We start from the raw sequence: 15,974 nt of genomic DNA, 5'->3' as shown, positions 1-15,974 counted from the left end.
AATTGAAATGGAGGGCACAGTTACAGAATCATTGCCCAACGCCATGTTTCGCGTTGACTTGGATAATGGCTTTAACGTGCTAGCTCACATCTCCGGCAAAATCCGCCGTAACTACATCAAAATTTTACCAGGCGATCGCGTCAAAGTAGAACTTACACCCTATGACTTAAGCAAAGGTCGAATCACCTATCGATTGCGGAAAAAATAGGTCGATGTACAGGATTTTACCACAACAAAAATTTTTTGGGTAATATCCAGCAATTAAACTGAATATTTTTTCTAAAAATGCTATAATCTAATATTTGGAGTCAGGTTAGGAAAATGAAAGTTCGAGCCTCAGTTAAACGGATTTGCGAGAAGTGCAACGTGATTAAACGTCGAGGTCGCGTGATGGTGATTTGCGTAAATCCCAAGCACAAACAGCGCCAAGGATAAGCTAAATAAATTTCATTTTTGTGAGATTTCGTAAAACGTCGCAAATCTGACAATACAACCAATACAACTACTCAGCATTAGCGACCCAAGATTAGTTGTATGTTGGAACACATGACAAGCAATATAGGGAGACATTCACAGTGGCACGTATTGCCGGAGTAGACCTTCCACGCGATAAGCGGATTGAGATTGGTCTAACTTATATTTTCGGAATCGGACTATCGCGTTCCAAAGCGATTTTAGCAGCTACAGGCGTAAATCCAGACATACGAGTTAAGGATTTAAATGATGCCGATGTTTCTGCTTTGCGCGGCGAAGTCGAAAGCAATTACCAAGTAGAAGGTGATTTGAGACGCTTAGAAGCTCTGAGCATCAAGCGTTTGGTTGACATTGGTACCTACAGAGGTCGTCGCCACCGCATGGGCTTACCAGTCAGAGGACAGCGCACTCGTACCAACGCTAGAACTCGACGCGGTAGAAGACAGACCGTAGCTGGTAAGAAGAAAGCACCAGGTAAATAAACTAACAACGCTTGTTAATCGCAAGTTTTACGCTAACTCAACTAAATCGATATGGCGCGTCAAACAAATAAAAAGACCGGGAGCAAGAAAACTAAACGTAATGTTCCCAACGGAGTTGCTTACATCCAATCTACTTTCAACAATAGCATTGTGACTATTGCCGATCAAAACGGTGATGTCATATCCTGGGCAAGCGCTGGTTCAAGTGGCTTTAAAGGCGCGAAAAAAGGAACACCTTTCGCGGCTCAAACAGCTGCTGAGAGTGCAGCGCGACGAGCAATGGACTCAGGTATGCGCCAAATTGAAGTTATGGTTAGCGGTCCAGGAGCAGGACGGGAAACCGCAATCCGTGCATTACAAGGTGCTGGATTGGAAATTACATTGATTCGTGATATCACACCGATCCCTCACAATGGCTGTCGTCCACCCAAGCGTCGTCGAGTTTAGAAACAATTGATTGGGAAGTGGTTGACAACATGAAGAATCACCCAATGTCACTTTCAAGCATAAGCAACAATATGCTTTGATTGAAACATTTTGGCTCCCCTCACTCATTGTCAATAGTAAACTTCCAAGAAAGGGCGAATGGGAGTAAATTCAGTAGTAAATTCAGCAAGTTTAGGTAAATTTAATCTAAGTAAATTTAATCCTAAGCAAGCTAAATAAAGAAAACTTCTTCTTAACCCAATCAATTTTTATCACCCGTACCGCTTTTTGGACAATCTGACTCTAAATGTCGCAATCAGTTCAATGATTTAGCTAAACCCAAAATCATTATTGACGACATCTAGAGTTATGGCTAACTTTTGGGGCTATAGGGGTAAAGTGTGAATTCGACAGGTAATTTTATATTGCCTGCTAGCAGGACTTAAAATAAGGGAGGCTGCTTCGTGGCGCAATTTCAAATTGAATGTGTAGAGTCCAATACAGAAGAAACTCGAAGTCATTATAGTAAGTTTGTATTGGAACCTCTGGAAAGAGGGCAAGGAACGACAGTAGGCAACGCACTGAGACGAGTTTTACTTTCTAATTTGGAAGGTACTGCGGTGACTGCGGTGAGAATCGCAGGGGTTTCCCACGAATTCGCCACCGTTACTGGTGTGCGCGAAGATGTTCTGGAAATAATGATGAAAATGAAGGAAATCATTCTCAAAAGTTATTCCCCTCAACCTCAGATTGGTCGCTTACTTGTTACAGGTCCAGCAAATGTGACTTCGGCGCATTTTGATTTACCTAGTGAAGTTGAAGTAATGGACCCGACTCAGTATGTCGCAACTCTAGCAGAAGGCGCAAAGCTGGAAATGGAGTTCCGGATTGAAAGAGGCAAAGGTTATCGGACTGTTGAACGTGGTCGTGAAGAAGCTACATCGTTAGATTTCTTACAAATTGACTCCGTATTTATGCCAGTGCGGAAAGTTAATTATAGCGTTGAAGAAACTCGTGGGGAGAGCAATATACCCAAAGACAGGTTATTACTCGAAGTTTGGACAAACGGAAGTCTTAGCCCTCAAGAAGCACTTTCTTCAGCAGCGAATATCCTGGTAGATTTATTTAATCCGTTGAAGGACTTTACCTACACGGAACAGGATACAGGAATTACGGAAGACTTAGACCCAACGGCACAAATTCCCATCGAGGAATTGCAGCTTTCGGTACGTGCTTACAACTGTTTGAAGCGGGCACAAGTTAACTCCGTGGCTGATTTGCTCGATTATACTCAAGAAGACCTATTGGAAATAAAGAACTTTGGTCAAAAGTCGGCTGAAGAAGTTGTAGAGGCTTTACAGCGACGTTTGGGTATTACATTGCCAATGGAAAGAGGCTCTAAGCACAATTAATCGTTGGAGTTAATAGTTAGGAGTTAGGAGTTAGGAGTTAATAGTTAGGAGTTAATAGTTATTATTGAGAACTAATAAATAATAATTAATAAATAACAACTAACAATTAATAATTAATAACTAGCAAATAATAATTAACAAATAACAAATATCTAATTCTGTATTTTATTGTTCATCGTCGATTATTATGCGTCACCGTTGTCGGGTTAAACAACTTAGCAAACCAGCAGATCAGCGACGTGCCCTGTTGCGATCGCTCACAACCGAACTGATTCGTCATGGTAAAATCACAACTACTTTAGTTCGCGCCAAAGTAGTACGTGCCGAAGTTGATAAAATGATTACTCTTGCCAAAGACGGCTCCCTATCAGCACGTCGCCAAGCAATGGGTTACATTTTTGATAAACAACTAGTCCATGCCCTATTTGAGCAAGCAGAAACACGCTACGGAAGTCGTCAGGGTGGTTATACCCGGATTATGCGTACTGTACCCCGTCGTGGCGACAATGCATCAATGGCAATTATTGAACTAGTATGATTTGAGATTTAAGATTTTGGACGTAGTTGTTGATTGTTAGTTTTGTTTGTTTAGTTATGCTACTTCCTTGCTAACCATTAATAAATCTTGAATTCTAAGCGCGAATCCAAAATCCAAAATCCAGAATCTAGAATCTAGAATCCAAAAATTGTTATGTTAGAGAGCCAGACCACAGAACAAGAGCGAGTCGCCCTGGTAATACAATACCTGGGGACTCATTTTCATGGCTGGCAGAGACAAGCGCAGCACCGTAGCGTACAAGAAGAAGTAGAAAAAGCGATCGCGGAAATTGTCGGTCATCATGTAAATCTACATGGTGCGGGACGAACCGATGCTGGAGTACATGCAGCCGCACAGGTGGCACATTTTAATGTCATTAGTAAAATACCACCCCACAAGTGGGCAGCAGTTCTTAATAAGTACCTACCATCCGATATATTGATAAGGGCATCATCGTCCGTTAGTCCCAACTGGCACGCCCAATATAGTGCAATGTATCGGCGCTACCGTTACACACTCTATACTGACCAGCGACCAAACTTATTTATCAAACCCTTTTGTTGGCATTATTATCATGCTCCCCTGGATGAATCATTAATCCAGGACGCACTCGAACCCCTCGTCGGCAAACACGACTTTGGAGCATTCCGCCGCACAAATTCCAAACGCGCCCATTCTTGGGTAGAAGTACAGGAAGTTACATGCGATCGCGATGGTTCGTTTATCCATATTGAAATTCAAGCAGATGGGTTTTTGTACGGGATGGTGCGCTTTATTGTGGGAATGCTTGTACAAGTGGCTGCGGGAGAAAGAACAATTTCTAACTTCACCGAAATTTGGAAAAATCAACTCCGAGAACAAGTATTGCATTCCGCACCAGCCCAAGGTTTATGTCTGTTGCGTGTGGGCTATCCAGACTCGACCTTTTCAAAAGAAATTTGGTTTGATACCCAGCCCAAATTTGTATTTAGTTATTAGTTATTTAGTTAATGGTTAATGGTTAATAGGAACTAACCACTAACAATTACCAATTAACCAATACCAATTAACCATTAATCAAGGACAATTGATCAATGACAGCACAAAAAACATATCTTCCCCCAGTTAGTACCCTCCAGGGCGACTGGTACGTAATCGATGCAGCCGACCAACGCTTAGGTCGTCTCGCTACCGAAATCGCCATGATTCTACGTGGCAAAAGAAAACCCCAATACACTCCTCACCTAGATACAGGTGACTTTGTAATCATCGTTAACGCTGAGAAAATCACCGTTACAGGTAAAAAGCGCAGCCAAAAACTTTACCGTCGTCACTCTGGTCGTCCTGGTGGAATGAAAACTGAAACATTCGCCAAACTTCAAGACCGTTTGCCAGAACGTATTATTGAACAAGCAGTCAAAGGTATGTTACCTAAAAACAGTTTGGGAAAACAACTGTTCACCAAATTGAAAGTTTATGCGGGAGAAACCCACCCCCATGCCGCTCAACAACCCAAAGAATTGAAAGTTAATACCATTCCTGGAGTAGAAAATTAATGCAAGCAACCGATACCGATAGCGGTCGCGCTATGTACTTTGGCACAGGTCGTCGTAAATGCGCGATCGCACGTGTCAGACTCGTGCCTGGAACCGGACAACTTACTGTCAACGGTAAACCTGGAGATTTATATTTCCAATTTAATGCTAACTATCTTGGTGTCATTAAAGGTCCTTTGGAAACTCTAGGTATGGAAAATGATTATGACATCCTAGTAAAAGCCGAAGGTGGCGGTCTGACTGGGCAATCGGACGCAGTTCGTCTAGGTATTGCCCGCGCACTTTGCCAACTTGACCCCGGAAATCGTCCCCCACTCAAAACTGAAGGTTATTTAACTCGTGACCCACGGGCTAAAGAACGGAAGAAATACGGTTTACACAAAGCTCGTAAAGCTCCTCAGTACTCGAAACGGTAATTTGTGCCGTAAGTTAGGAATTAGGAATTATGAGTTAGGAGTTTTATTTTCGATCGTGTTTGGGAATTGAAATCCCCTACCTTAAAAATTATTAATTCCTAATTCACCACTCCTGAACTGTTTGAAAGTTATAATTTGTATAAGATTAACCACAAAAGGAACAATGGCTAAGAAAAGTATTCATCCTCAGTGGTATCCAGAAGCTAAAGTTATTTGCAACGGAAAAGTTGTAATGACAGTTGGCTCCACCAAGCCCGAATTAAACGTAGACGTTTGGTCTGGAAACCACCCCTTTTACACAGGAAACCAGAAGATTATTGACACCGAAGGTCGCGTAGAACGTTTCCTCCGCAAATACGGCATGTTCGACCAATCTGCCAGCAGTCAGGAAGAAAGTAAGCCAGAAGATAGCACGCAAGAAGAACAAAAGTAGCTGCTTGGCTTTGCTTCATAACGACCCTGCACTAGCTGTTGGGTCGATTTTACGTATTTATTTTACGTATTTTGCAAAAGCCAATTTTAGTTACTTTTAAAGGAGCGCTGTAAGCATCATGGCTGAACAATATCTGTTGGAGAAATTAAAATCTGTCGAACAAACTTTTCACGAGCTAACCCGTCGTCTTGGCGATCCAGATACTGCCAAAGACCAACATGAGTATCAAACAATTGCAAAAGCGCGATCGGGATTAGAAGACGTTGTAAATAGTTACGACAATTGGAAAATTGCCCAAGATGATTTAATTGGGGCACGTCAGATTTATAAGGAGTCTGCGAGTGACCCAGAAATGCAAGAAATAGCTGGTTTTGAAGTCAAGGAACTCGAAGAAAAAATTGATTTTCTAGAGAAGCGCTTGAAAGTACTATTATTGCCCCGCGACCCCAACGACGAAAAGAATATAATGTTGGAAATTCGCGCTGGTACTGGTGGGGATGAAGCTAGTATCTGGGCTGGAGATTTGATGCGGATGTATACCCGTTATGCCCAAACCCAAGGCTGGAAGGTACTTTTGGCGAGCGAATCTTTGGGAGAAATGGGTGGTTGGAAAGAAGTTATTCTGGAAATTAAGGGTAACGACGTATATAGCCAACTCAAATTTGAAGCTGGTGTGCATCGTGTGCAGCGTGTTCCCGTGACGGAAGCTGGGGGAAGGGTACATACTTCAACGGCAACGGTGGCAATTATGCCGGAAGTTGATGAGGTGGAGGTGCATATTGACCCCAAAGACATCGAAATGAAAACAGCACGATCCGGTGGTGCAGGTGGACAAAACGTCAACAAGGTGGAAACTGCGGCTGACTTGTTACACAAACCTACTGGTATCCGAATTTTCTGTACGGAGGAGCGCAGCCAGTTACAGAACAAGGAACGGGCGATGCAGATTTTGCGGGCGAAGTTGTATGAAATAAAACTTCAGGAACAGCAAGCTGAGATTACTTCGGCACGGCGTTTACAGGTGGGGACGGGTTCTCGCTCCGAGAAAATACGGACATACAACTATAAAGATAACCGCGTTACTGACCACCGCTTGAATCAGAATTTTTCCCTAACTCCCGCTTTGGAAGGGGATATTGAGAATATTATTCAATCTTGTATTTCCCAAGATCAGCAAGACCAATTAGCGGAACTTGCGGCTTCTGCGAATAATTAAATTGGGGATGAATGGGATAGCGATCGCGGTTATCCCTTATTTTTTATTTTGTGCGATCGCGGGAGTCATTCCCTACGGAAGTATTGCTTTTAAATTAAAAATAACAAATTTATAGATGTTGTGGATATACAATCTTTGAAAAATAATGCTTAGATAACGGTTGTCCGTCAGGGGCGCGAGCAGGAATTAAAAAAGCCTAGCTTTTAGCTTGAATCTAGCATCCCTTATAAAGCGTTGTTAGCCTACACAATAAATATATCCTTACAGTTTACTCCAAAGTTTTCTAAGATTATTTTCTGGTGATAGACCAGCATCAAGATTTTCGGCAGGTATCACACCTTGTTCCCTACAAAGTTGAACATAGTTTGTGGCTACAATCCTCAACCAGCGTGTTATCAAGTTGGGACCAAAACTGATAGTAGTTCGCTCCTTATCTACATATGACCAATAATACATAATTTCTTCTCCACAAGTGAAACCATGAGTCCGGTCTGAACTTTTAGATGAATGCACTAACGGACATCGGTAGAATTTATACAGCATAGCTCCATATTCATATTCTTCCGCAATCCTGTGCAGTTTTGGATTTTGAGCAATTTGAGGACATTCTCGCTCAAGATCATCAAGAGGCAAATCGAGATACGACTTGGGTAACTCATCTACTCTAAGGAGTTCGTTGGGATGATTGCTCAAACGTTTATCAAGAAGCTGATGAGCTAGAGCGCTGTCTTCTGGACGAAATAGCTTCCAGTCTTCTGCAAAACAAACAACAGCAACTTTGCTTGCACCTGGGTCTTCTTGTGCAAATTGCTTGAGTAATTGAGAGAGACGAATAGATTCCGAAATTCCTCCACGATAGTGACGACTAAGTTCCTTTTCGGTTTCAGGAAAGTCATGAAGCCAGATTTTTGCAAGAGCATCAAGTGCTGTCGTTGCGAGAATCAGGGAATCAGTTACAGTTCCTGAATGAGTTAGCTGATCCGCTACATCTGCTCTACGGAGAAAGTAATGCTCAAAAGGAACCAGTGAATCCTCACAGACAATTTTCATACGCTAACAATCGGTTTAAGTGAAGAACAGCTAATTAAAGGACTTACAGAAAATAAAATATACCAATTATAGATTTATCTATCACTCGTAAGTAAGGGTGGGGAAACCCCAACCCTACGGCAATATTACAGGGGTGTTCCCTCATGCGATCGCACTAACTCACAACTAACTTGCGACTAAGTGACGGTTTCCATAACTAACAAGCTCGATGAATTGTGTAGTGCAAGCTTCTATAGTTTCATTGATGGCTGCTTCAATTTCCACGGGATATGGATAATGAGTAAATTCGTACTCGATTAACTTGTTGAGACGATGTATCTCATACAGGCTATTACAGTTGTAAACTAGCTTTTCCACGGCAGATTGCCAGCGTTCAAAAATTCGATAGCTGAAAAAGCCACTGCATACCCCACCTTTTTGATTCCAGTAGGATATACAGACTTGGTGCTTGAGATATTTAATTTTCTTAATTTTTTTGACATCAAAACCACGATTTTTCAAGGTTTCGATAATTACCGATTCGCTTATACGCCAAATTTCGGGTTTAATTTTATTAGCTGATATCAAGCTTTGAAGTTTGCGATCGCCTAACTGTTTGGTCATGATGACACCCTCCCCCCAAATTATTCCACTGCTCGCTTCAACCTAAAAGAGTTTCCAGGCTAAAATAAACTAATATATTTCTACTTTCAAGAATAGATGCTTAAAACCAGTCTTGACATTGTATACAAAAAGAATATTTCTGCCAATAGTCTGTGTCAAGACTATATTTACAATTCGTAAATTAAACTTGTTTGTTTATCAGTGGTATTGTTAAGGCTAAATCAGTGAATCCAGAAGCAAAAAAGAAATTGGGTGAAATCGCAAAAGTGGCTCGTGGTGATATGAGTCAGCGAGTTTTTGCAAAGCTTTTGGGCGTAGCATACACTACGGTGCAGGCATGGGAAAGAGGTGATTCGATTCCCGATATCGAGAACTTGGCTCAAATTGCCGATAAAGCAGGTTACACGATTGAAGAACTTTTAAATTACCTTGGTATCAAGCCACAGTCGAATTCTTCGGATATAAATCAAATTATTAAGCAAATAAGAATAATGCCTTTAGCTGATGTGGCAGAAATTGGTCGTGTTGTAATGGATCGATTTGCAGCAGTTGCAGAATTACCTGGAGATGAAGCAAAAGCCAGTTAATGAAATAACATGGAAGATGTTGAAATTACGTAAGAAATAGCATCTCCAATGGTTGCAACCCCTGATACTCTAAGTAAATTTGTCAATTTTTGTCTTTCTCACATCAAAGGTGAGGAGCGTAAAGAAGCACAAACGTTTCTGGACAGGTTTTTCCGTGCTTTTGGACATGAGGGTGCGTTGGAAGCTGGTGCGAGTTACGAGGAAGCTATTAAGAAAAGTAGTAAAAAGGGTAAAACTGGGTTTGCGGATTTGGTGTGGAAACCTCGCGTTTTGATTGAGATGAAGAAACGGGGGGAAGATTTGAGTAAGCACTATTCGCAAGCGTTTGACTATTGGACAAGGTTGGTTCCCAATCGTCCCAAGTATGTGATTTTGTGCAATTTTGATGAGTTTTGGATTTACGATTTTGATATTCAACTTGATACACCTGTGGATATTGTCGAGTTGACAAAGTTACCTGAACGTGCAGGTGCGTTTGGGTTTATGGAGTTGGGAAATCGTACCCCAGTATTTCATAATAACCAAGTTGAAGTCACTGAACGTGCTGCAAGACGGATGGGTGAGTTACTTTTGGGGTTGGAAAAGCGGGGAATTGCCAAGTTAACTGCACAGAGGTTTATTTTACAGTGCGTGTTAGCAATGTTTGCTGAGGATAGGCAACTTTTACCGCGAGATATGTTTATTTCTTGTGTTCAAGATTGTTTGAGTGGGGGGAATTCTTACGATATTTTAGGTGGTTTGTTTCGGGAAATGAATCAACCGGGAATTACGCCAGCAGGACGATATCAGGGTGTAGATTTTTTTAATGGTGGGTTATTTTCTCTGATTCATCCGATTGAATTGACTCCAGAAGAATTGAAGTTTTTGGATGTTACTGCTAGGGAAGATTGGAATAAGGTTCGTCCGGCTATTTTTGGGAGTTTATTTGAGGGAACGGTTGATAAAAAAGAGCGTCACGCAAAGGGAATTCATTATACTTCCGAAGCGGATATTATGAAGATTGTCCGTCCCACTATTAGTAGGTATTGGGAGGAAAGAATTGAGGATGCGGGGACAATTGGGGAGTTATCGAGTTTACAGTTGGAGTTACAAAGTTATCGTGTTTTAGACCCTGCTTGTGGTAGTGGAAATTTCCTTTATATTGCTTATCAGGAGTTGAAGAGAATTGAGCAGTTGTTGTTAGATAAAATTAGTCAGCGACGTAGAGGTGCAAATGAGCAAATTCAAATGAGTTTTGTGACACCACAGCAGTTTTTTGGGATGGATACAAATCCGTTTGCGGTGGAGTTGGCAAGGGTGACTTTGATGATAGGAAGAAAGATTGCGATCGATAATTTGAATTTGACGGAAGCTGCTTTGCCTTTGGATACTTTGGATAATAATATTGTTTGTCAGGATGCACTTTTTTGTGAGTGGGTAAAGGCAAATGCGATTATTGGGAATCCTCCTTTTTTGGGTGGTAAGCATATGCGTTTGAATTTGGGTGATGAGTATATTGATAGGGTTTTTCAACGTTTTCCTAATGTTAAAGATTCGGTTGATTTTTGTGCTTATTGGTTTAGATTAGCTCATGACAATATTGATGAGAAGGGTAGGGTTGGTTTGGTTGCGACAAATTCGATTAGTCAGGGGAAAAGTCGGGTTGCTGCGTTAGATTATGTGGCTCAAAATGGTGGATATATTCATGAGGCTATTTCTACACAAGTTTGGTCTGGTGAAGCAAAGGTACATGTGAGTTTGGTGAATTGGTGTAAGGAAAATCCAGATAAATATTATTTAGATCATAATCCTGTTTCAATTATTAATTCTTCTTTGCAAGCAAGTATTGATGTTTCGCAAGCGGTTAGATTAAAAGCAAATTTAAACAAATGTTTTCAAGGTGTGATTCCTGTTGGGGAAGGATTTATAGTCACGGAAAAACAAGTCAAAAGCTGGGTAAAAACTGATATTAAAAATCAAGAAGTATTAAAGCTATTTTCAATGGGTGCAAACCTAGCTCAAAATCCCCAGGGAAAACCGGAAAGATGGATTATTGATTTCAATGAGATGGATATTGAGGATGCTAGTAGTTATAAATTACCTTTTGAGCATATAAAAGCTTTTGTTAAACCCGTTAGAGATAATAATCGTAGAGATATAACAAGAATGAACTGGTGGAAATATGGCGAAAAAAGACCAGCAATGAGAAATACGATCGCACCTCTATCTCATTACTTTACTGTTCCTAGAGTTTCTAAATGGGCTATCTTTATTCCCGCACCTTTAGAATGGCTTCCTGGAGATAAATCTGTTGTTGTTGCTTCAGACGATTTCTATGTTTTTGGCATTCTCACATCTGATGTACATCGAACTTGGATGCACGCTCAAAAATCAACTTTAGAAGATAGAACAGCATACACTCATAATACTTGTTTTGAAACATTCCCCTTTCCCCAAATACTCGATACAAAACTAGTTGATAAAATCCGCGAAAAAGCGAAGGAACTACATCAATATCGCAGCGAACAAATGGAAACCAAACAATGGGGAATCACAGCACTATATAATGCCTTCTTTCACGAACCCAGCAGCAAATTATATAAACTCCATGCTGAATTAGATAAACTAGCAATGCGAGCTTACGGATTTAAAGAAAGTGATGATATTTTAGAGAAATTATTAGAATTAAATTTGGAATTAGCAGAGAAAGAAAAGCGAGGAGAATCAATTGTTGGTTGTTGGGAACCATAGAATTGTAGAAACCCAACATTATCACCTTATTGATGTTGGGTTACGCAAAGCCTCCACCCAACCTAGGATTAAATCAGTCGTAGAAAAACGAGATAATGCGATCGCACTGCGGTTTTTATCTCTTATAAGCTTTTCCGCATTTAATTTGCATAATTTAAGACAAGGGCAAGATACCCGCACTAAATTTTTTCTTCAAGGTCAGCATTGCACGAAATTTGGCATTAAATTTTGTTAAGATTGGACACGATGGGAAAAATCGCCCTACTTAACTACTCGTTACCTTGGAGATACTGAATGCTGCGACTCGAACATATCAGCAAAATTTACCCGACTGGTGAAGTCCTCAAGGATGTAAATTGGGAAGTGAAAGCGGGCGATCGCATTGGGTTAGTTGGTGTCAATGGTGCAGGAAAGTCTACCCAATTAAAAATCATCGCTGGGGAAACTGAACCAACTGCGGGTGAGATTGTTCGTCCTGCCAGCTTACATATAGCTTATCTGAATCAGGAGTTTGAAGTCGATCCGACGCGGACAGTGAGCGAGGAATTTTGGACGGTATTTAAGGAAGCTAACGCGGTACAGATGGCTTTAGCACAGCTTCAGCGTGACATGGAAAAGGCTACCCCAGAGGAACTTGATAAGTTAATTAATAAGTTAGATAAATTGCAGCGTCAGTTTGAAGGGCTGGATGGGTACGGTTTAGATGCGCGGATTGGTAAGATTTTACCGGAAATGGGTTTCCAAGTCGAAGATGGCGATCGCTTGGTGAGTTCCTTTAGCGGTGGTTGGCAGATGCGGATGGGTTTGGGTAAGATATTGCTGCAAGAACCCGATTTGTTGCTGCTGGATGAGCCGACAAACCACTTGGATTTGGAAACAATTGAGTGGTTGGAAGAATATTTGAAGAAGTTAACAACCCCAATGGTTATAGTTTCCCATGACCGGGAATTTTTAGACCGTCTATGTACGCAGATTGTGGAAACCGAACGGGGTGTTTCGAGTACTTATTTGGGTAATTATTCTGCGTACCTGCAACAAAAAGCTGAAAACCAAGCTGCACAATTGAATGCTTTTGAACGTCAGCAAAAGGAACTGGAGAAGCAGCAAGCTTTCGTGGAGAAATTCCGTGCTAGTGCGACTCGCAGTACCCAAGCGAAAAGCCGAGAAAAACAACTTGATAAAATCGAACGGGTTCAAGCTCCAACAGGTTCGGTTCGCACTTTGCAATTTCAATTTCCCCCTTCATCTCGTAGCGGTAGGGAAGTTGTGGAAATCAAGAATTTGACCCATACATATGATGATAAGATTCTTTTTTTGGGAGCGAATTTATTAATTGAACGTGGCGATCGCATTGCCTTTGTTGCTCCCAATGGGGCAGGGAAATCAACGCTGCTACGCTTAATTACAGGAATGGAAGCACCATCTGATGGTGTTGCTAAGATTGGGGAACATAATGTAATTCTTGGGTATTTTGAGCAAAATCAAGCCGAAGCATTGGATTTGAATAAAAGTGTCATGGAAACAATTCATGATGAGGTTCCTGATTGGAATAATGAAGAGGTTCGTACACTTTTAGGAAAGTTCTTGTTTAGTGGTGATACAGTCTTTAAAAATGTTTCGGCATTAAGTGGTGGTGAAAAAGCGCGTTTAGCATTAGCAAAGATGTTATTACGTCCAGCAAATCTATTAATATTAGATGAGCCGACAAATCACTTGGATATTCCCGCGAAGGAGATGCTCGAACAAGCATTGCAAAATTACGATGGTACGGCAATTATTGTTTCCCACGACCGTTATTTTATTTCCCAAGTTGCTAATAAGATTGTCGAAATTCGCGATGGTGATTTCAGAATTCACTTAGGTGATTACCACTACTATCTCAGCAAGTTGGAAGAGGAAAAAGAAGCGGCAGAATTGGCAGAGATAGAAGCAGAAAAAGCTGTAAAGAAGGCTGCAAAAGTTGCTAAATCTCAGGAAAAAGCGAAGAAATAGATTATTAAGGTAAGGCAGAGGGCAGAAGGCAGAAGGGAATAAAATAAATAAATTATCTATTCCTACCTCTGTCTTCATATCATGACTTCGAGCAAAGATTAATGCTAAAGCCATATCCGAGTGTAAATTCTTTTATTGCATCGAAATTCAAGTAATTTTTTAAATGTTAAGAGATATATAAAAAAACGAATATTTCTCATAAAAGAAGTTAATAGGCAGAAATGCACTTGCGATGGTGGGTAGCAGTGGTATTATTCGGTTATTACAAAAAGTAAAGGGCAGTTTTATTATGACCAAAGCACCTATTGCTCCGGTGGTGCTAGTCATTTTAGACGGATGGGGCTATTGCGAAGAGACACAAGGAAATGCGATCGCACAGGCTAAGACTCCAGTCATGAATAGCTTGTGGGCTGCCTATCCCCATACCCTCATTCGCACGTCAGGAAAAGCCGTCGGTTTGCCAGAAGGACAGATGGGTAACTCAGAAGTTGGTCATCTAAATATTGGCGCTGGAAGGGTGGTACCGCAAGAATTAGTACGCATCTCGGATGCGGTTGAAGACGGTTCCATCAATCAAAATCCAGCGTTAGTTAAAATTTGTCAGGAAGTCCTGAAAAGTCAAAACGGCAAACTGCATGTAATTGGGCTTTGTTCTGAGGGTGGTGTACATTCACACCTTAGCCATCTGTTTGGACTACTTGACTTAGCGAAAACACAAGGAATTTCCCAAGTTTGTATTCATGCGATTACCGATGGACGCGACACCGCACCTAGCGAAGCCGTAAAAGCCATTGGACTGCTTCAAAATTATTGCGATCGCATCGGTAATGCGAAAATTACCACAGTTAGCGGTCGTTACTACGCAATGGATCGCGATCGGCGTTGGGATCGAGTCAAACGTGCCTACGATGTCATGGTGCAAGATGGTGAAGGAGTTGGACGTTCTGCTGTAGAACAAGTTCAAGCCTCCTATGCTGAAGGTTTAACCGACGAATTTATACTTCCTGCACGAATTGCCCCTGGTGCAATTGAAGCAGGGGATGGTGTCATCTTTTTTAATTTCCGCCCTGATAGAGCCAGACAACTAACCCAAGCGTTTGTAAGTCCAGAATTTAACGGCTTTGAACGCTTGCAAATTAAACCACTATCCTTTGCTACCTTTACCCAATACGACCCAGAATTAAAAGTTAGTGTTGCATTTGAACCACAAAATCTCAGTAATATACTGGGTGAAGTTATTTCCCAAAAAGGGCTAAAGCAGTTTCGCACAGCCGAAACCGAAAAATACGCCCATGTAACCTATTTCTTTAATGGTGGCTTGGAAGAACCCTTCCCAGGAGAAGACCGCGAATTGGTTAGTAGCCCAATGGTTGCAACCTATGATTCAGTACCATCAATGTCGGCTGAAGCTGTTACAGATGTCGCCTTGGCTGCGATTTCTAAGCATCTTTACTCCTTAGTCGTCATAAATTATGCGAACCCCGATATGGTGGGTCACACAGGGCAAATTCCTGCAACTGTACAAGCGATCGAAACTGTAGATCGTTGTGTTGGTCGTTTACTCGAAGGCATTAACAAAGCGGGTGGCACGGCAATAATTACCGCCGACCACGGTAACGCCGAGTATATGCTAGATGAGGGGGGCAATCCTTGGACTGCTCATACGACTAACCCCGTTCCTTTGATTGTGATTGAAGGAGAAGGTGCAAAAATTCCTGGACATGGCACTGATGTCAGCCTGCGTGATGATGGTAAGCTAGCAGACATTGCGCCGACGATTCTGGATATTTTGCAGCTACCACAACCGCAAGAAATGACAGGACGTTCTTTAGTACAGCCTGCTGATTACGATGTTCGAGGAAATCGCACCGCCGTAAAGGCTAGAATGTAGCTAAATTAAAAATTAATGAGTTGGTAGTCGGTAGTTGGTAGTTATTAGTTGTGAATTAAGAGTTATGAGTTAATAATCATGAACTATGTAGTTATAAATTAAATAATTACTTAAGTTTAAGAGTTAGTTTTATAATTAACTCCTAACTTCTAACTCCTAATACCAATTCTATGTGAGGCTGCACATTAT

General features: G+C 41.3%; 17 protein-coding genes. 15 read left to right on the top strand and 2 right to left on the bottom strand.

The window, feature by feature from the left end:
- The 11 genes from infA to prfA all read left to right on the top strand — a co-directional run.
- The coding region (gene infA, locus CK510_RS12615) for a translation initiation factor IF-1 (protein WP_444876495.1) at positions 1-208 on the top strand (208 nt) is incomplete at its 5' end.
- A 113-nt stretch (positions 209-321) separates the two neighbouring features.
- The gene (gene rpmJ / locus CK510_RS12610; protein ID WP_015200862.1) at positions 322-435 is read left to right on the top strand and encodes a 50S ribosomal protein L36; all 114 of its coding nucleotides are present in this window, start codon (positions 322-324) and stop codon (positions 433-435) included.
- A 140-nt stretch (positions 436-575) separates the two neighbouring features.
- A complete protein-coding gene (rpsM, locus tag CK510_RS12605) occupies positions 576-956 on the top strand; it encodes a 30S ribosomal protein S13 (RefSeq protein ID WP_095722040.1) in 381 nt (126 codons plus the stop codon).
- A 51-nt stretch (positions 957-1,007) separates the two neighbouring features.
- Entirely contained in the window at positions 1,008-1,403 is a 396-nt protein-coding gene (rpsK, locus tag CK510_RS12600; RefSeq protein ID WP_095722039.1) for a 30S ribosomal protein S11, read from the top strand.
- 443 nt (positions 1,404-1,846) lie between these two features.
- Positions 1,847-2,794, top strand: coding sequence for a DNA-directed RNA polymerase subunit alpha (locus tag CK510_RS12595; RefSeq protein WP_095722038.1), 948 nt, complete (start codon positions 1,847-1,849; stop codon positions 2,792-2,794).
- 187 nt (positions 2,795-2,981) lie between these two features.
- Positions 2,982-3,332 carry a 50S ribosomal protein L17 gene (rplQ, locus tag CK510_RS12590; RefSeq protein ID WP_095722037.1) on the top strand — a complete coding sequence of 117 codons (351 nt, stop codon included), beginning with the start codon at positions 2,982-2,984 and terminating at the stop codon, positions 3,330-3,332.
- A 153-nt stretch (positions 3,333-3,485) separates the two neighbouring features.
- Positions 3,486-4,310, top strand: coding sequence for a tRNA pseudouridine(38-40) synthase TruA (gene truA / locus CK510_RS12585; RefSeq protein ID WP_095722036.1), 825 nt, complete (start codon positions 3,486-3,488; stop codon positions 4,308-4,310).
- 95 nt (positions 4,311-4,405) lie between these two features.
- Entirely contained in the window at positions 4,406-4,867 is a 462-nt protein-coding gene (gene rplM, locus CK510_RS12580) for a 50S ribosomal protein L13 (protein ID WP_095722035.1), read from the top strand.
- Positions 4,867-5,283 (top strand): 30S ribosomal protein S9, encoded by a 417-nt coding sequence (gene rpsI, locus CK510_RS12575; protein WP_095722034.1) that lies wholly within the window; start codon positions 4,867-4,869, stop codon positions 5,281-5,283. Before rplM ends, rpsI begins: the two co-directional genes overlap by 1 nt.
- Before the next feature lie 163 nt (positions 5,284-5,446).
- Positions 5,447-5,716, top strand: a complete 270-nt coding sequence (rpmE, locus tag CK510_RS12570; RefSeq protein WP_095722033.1) for a 50S ribosomal protein L31 — start codon at positions 5,447-5,449, stop codon at positions 5,714-5,716.
- A 118-nt stretch (positions 5,717-5,834) separates the two neighbouring features.
- Positions 5,835-6,932: a peptide chain release factor 1 gene (gene prfA / locus CK510_RS12565; protein WP_095722032.1), complete on the top strand. Its 1,098-nt coding sequence runs from the start codon at positions 5,835-5,837 to the stop codon at positions 6,930-6,932.
- 261 nt (positions 6,933-7,193) lie between these two features.
- Here prfA and CK510_RS12560 read toward each other — a convergent pair whose 3' ends face one another.
- Together CK510_RS12560 and CK510_RS12555 are read right to left on the bottom strand one after the other, a co-directional pair.
- On the bottom strand, positions 7,194-7,982 hold the full coding sequence (locus CK510_RS12560) for a hypothetical protein (protein WP_095722031.1): 789 nt from the start codon (positions 7,980-7,982) through the stop codon (positions 7,194-7,196).
- A 165-nt stretch (positions 7,983-8,147) separates the two neighbouring features.
- The gene (locus tag CK510_RS12555) at positions 8,148-8,585 is read right to left on the bottom strand and encodes a hypothetical protein (RefSeq protein ID WP_211293183.1); all 438 of its coding nucleotides are present in this window, start codon (positions 8,583-8,585) and stop codon (positions 8,148-8,150) included.
- Positions 8,586-8,809: 224 nt separating this feature from the next.
- Between CK510_RS12555 and CK510_RS12550 the strand changes: the two genes are divergently transcribed.
- The 4 genes from CK510_RS12550 to gpmI all read left to right on the top strand — a co-directional run bounded on the left by CK510_RS12550 (position 8,810) and on the right by gpmI (position 15,785).
- Entirely contained in the window at positions 8,810-9,172 is a 363-nt protein-coding gene (locus tag CK510_RS12550) for a helix-turn-helix transcriptional regulator (RefSeq protein WP_095722030.1), read from the top strand.
- A gap of 48 nt (positions 9,173-9,220) precedes the next feature.
- Positions 9,221-11,902, top strand: a complete 2,682-nt coding sequence (locus CK510_RS12545) for a DNA methyltransferase (protein WP_095722029.1) — start codon at positions 9,221-9,223, stop codon at positions 11,900-11,902.
- Between the two features lie 294 nt (positions 11,903-12,196).
- Positions 12,197-13,894: an ABC-F family ATP-binding cassette domain-containing protein gene (locus tag CK510_RS12535; RefSeq protein WP_095722027.1), complete on the top strand. Its 1,698-nt coding sequence runs from the start codon at positions 12,197-12,199 to the stop codon at positions 13,892-13,894.
- Positions 13,895-14,183: 289 nt separating this feature from the next.
- Entirely contained in the window at positions 14,184-15,785 is a 1,602-nt protein-coding gene (gene gpmI / locus CK510_RS12530; protein ID WP_169927018.1) for a 2,3-bisphosphoglycerate-independent phosphoglycerate mutase, read from the top strand.
- Positions 15,786-15,974: the final 189 nt, after the last annotated feature.

The organism is Brunnivagina elsteri CCALA 953 (genome assembly GCF_002289455.1).
Classification (GTDB): domain Bacteria; phylum Cyanobacteriota; class Cyanobacteriia; order Cyanobacteriales; family Nostocaceae; genus Brunnivagina; species Brunnivagina elsteri.
The sequence above is the reverse complement of the archived record's forward strand: the minus strand, read 5'-3'. Positions and strand labels throughout refer to the sequence as shown.

What these genes read in the sequence shown, in the direction of transcription:
- CK510_RS12555 (WP_211293183.1), bottom strand. Translation starts at nt 8,585, where the DNA reads ATGACCAAACAGTTAGGCGATCGCAAACTTCAAAGCTTGATATCAGCT.
- rpsK (WP_095722039.1), top strand. Translation starts at nt 1,008, where the DNA reads ATGGCGCGTCAAACAAATAAAAAGACCGGGAGCAAGAAAACTAAACGT.
- rplM (WP_095722035.1), top strand. Translation starts at nt 4,406, where the DNA reads ATGACAGCACAAAAAACATATCTTCCCCCAGTTAGTACCCTCCAGGGC.
- prfA (WP_095722032.1), top strand. Translation starts at nt 5,835, where the DNA reads ATGGCTGAACAATATCTGTTGGAGAAATTAAAATCTGTCGAACAAACT.
- rpsI (WP_095722034.1), top strand. Translation starts at nt 4,867, where the DNA reads ATGCAAGCAACCGATACCGATAGCGGTCGCGCTATGTACTTTGGCACA.
- gpmI (WP_169927018.1), top strand. Translation starts at nt 14,184, where the DNA reads ATGACCAAAGCACCTATTGCTCCGGTGGTGCTAGTCATTTTAGACGGA.
- CK510_RS12535 (WP_095722027.1), top strand. Translation starts at nt 12,197, where the DNA reads ATGCTGCGACTCGAACATATCAGCAAAATTTACCCGACTGGTGAAGTC.
- truA (WP_095722036.1), top strand. Translation starts at nt 3,486, where the DNA reads ATGTTAGAGAGCCAGACCACAGAACAAGAGCGAGTCGCCCTGGTAATA.
- CK510_RS12545 (WP_095722029.1), top strand. Translation starts at nt 9,221, where the DNA reads ATGGTTGCAACCCCTGATACTCTAAGTAAATTTGTCAATTTTTGTCTT.
- rpmJ (WP_015200862.1), top strand. Translation starts at nt 322, where the DNA reads ATGAAAGTTCGAGCCTCAGTTAAACGGATTTGCGAGAAGTGCAACGTG.
- CK510_RS12560 (WP_095722031.1), bottom strand. Translation starts at nt 7,982, where the DNA reads ATGAAAATTGTCTGTGAGGATTCACTGGTTCCTTTTGAGCATTACTTT.
- rplQ (WP_095722037.1), top strand. Translation starts at nt 2,982, where the DNA reads ATGCGTCACCGTTGTCGGGTTAAACAACTTAGCAAACCAGCAGATCAG.
- rpmE (WP_095722033.1), top strand. Translation starts at nt 5,447, where the DNA reads ATGGCTAAGAAAAGTATTCATCCTCAGTGGTATCCAGAAGCTAAAGTT.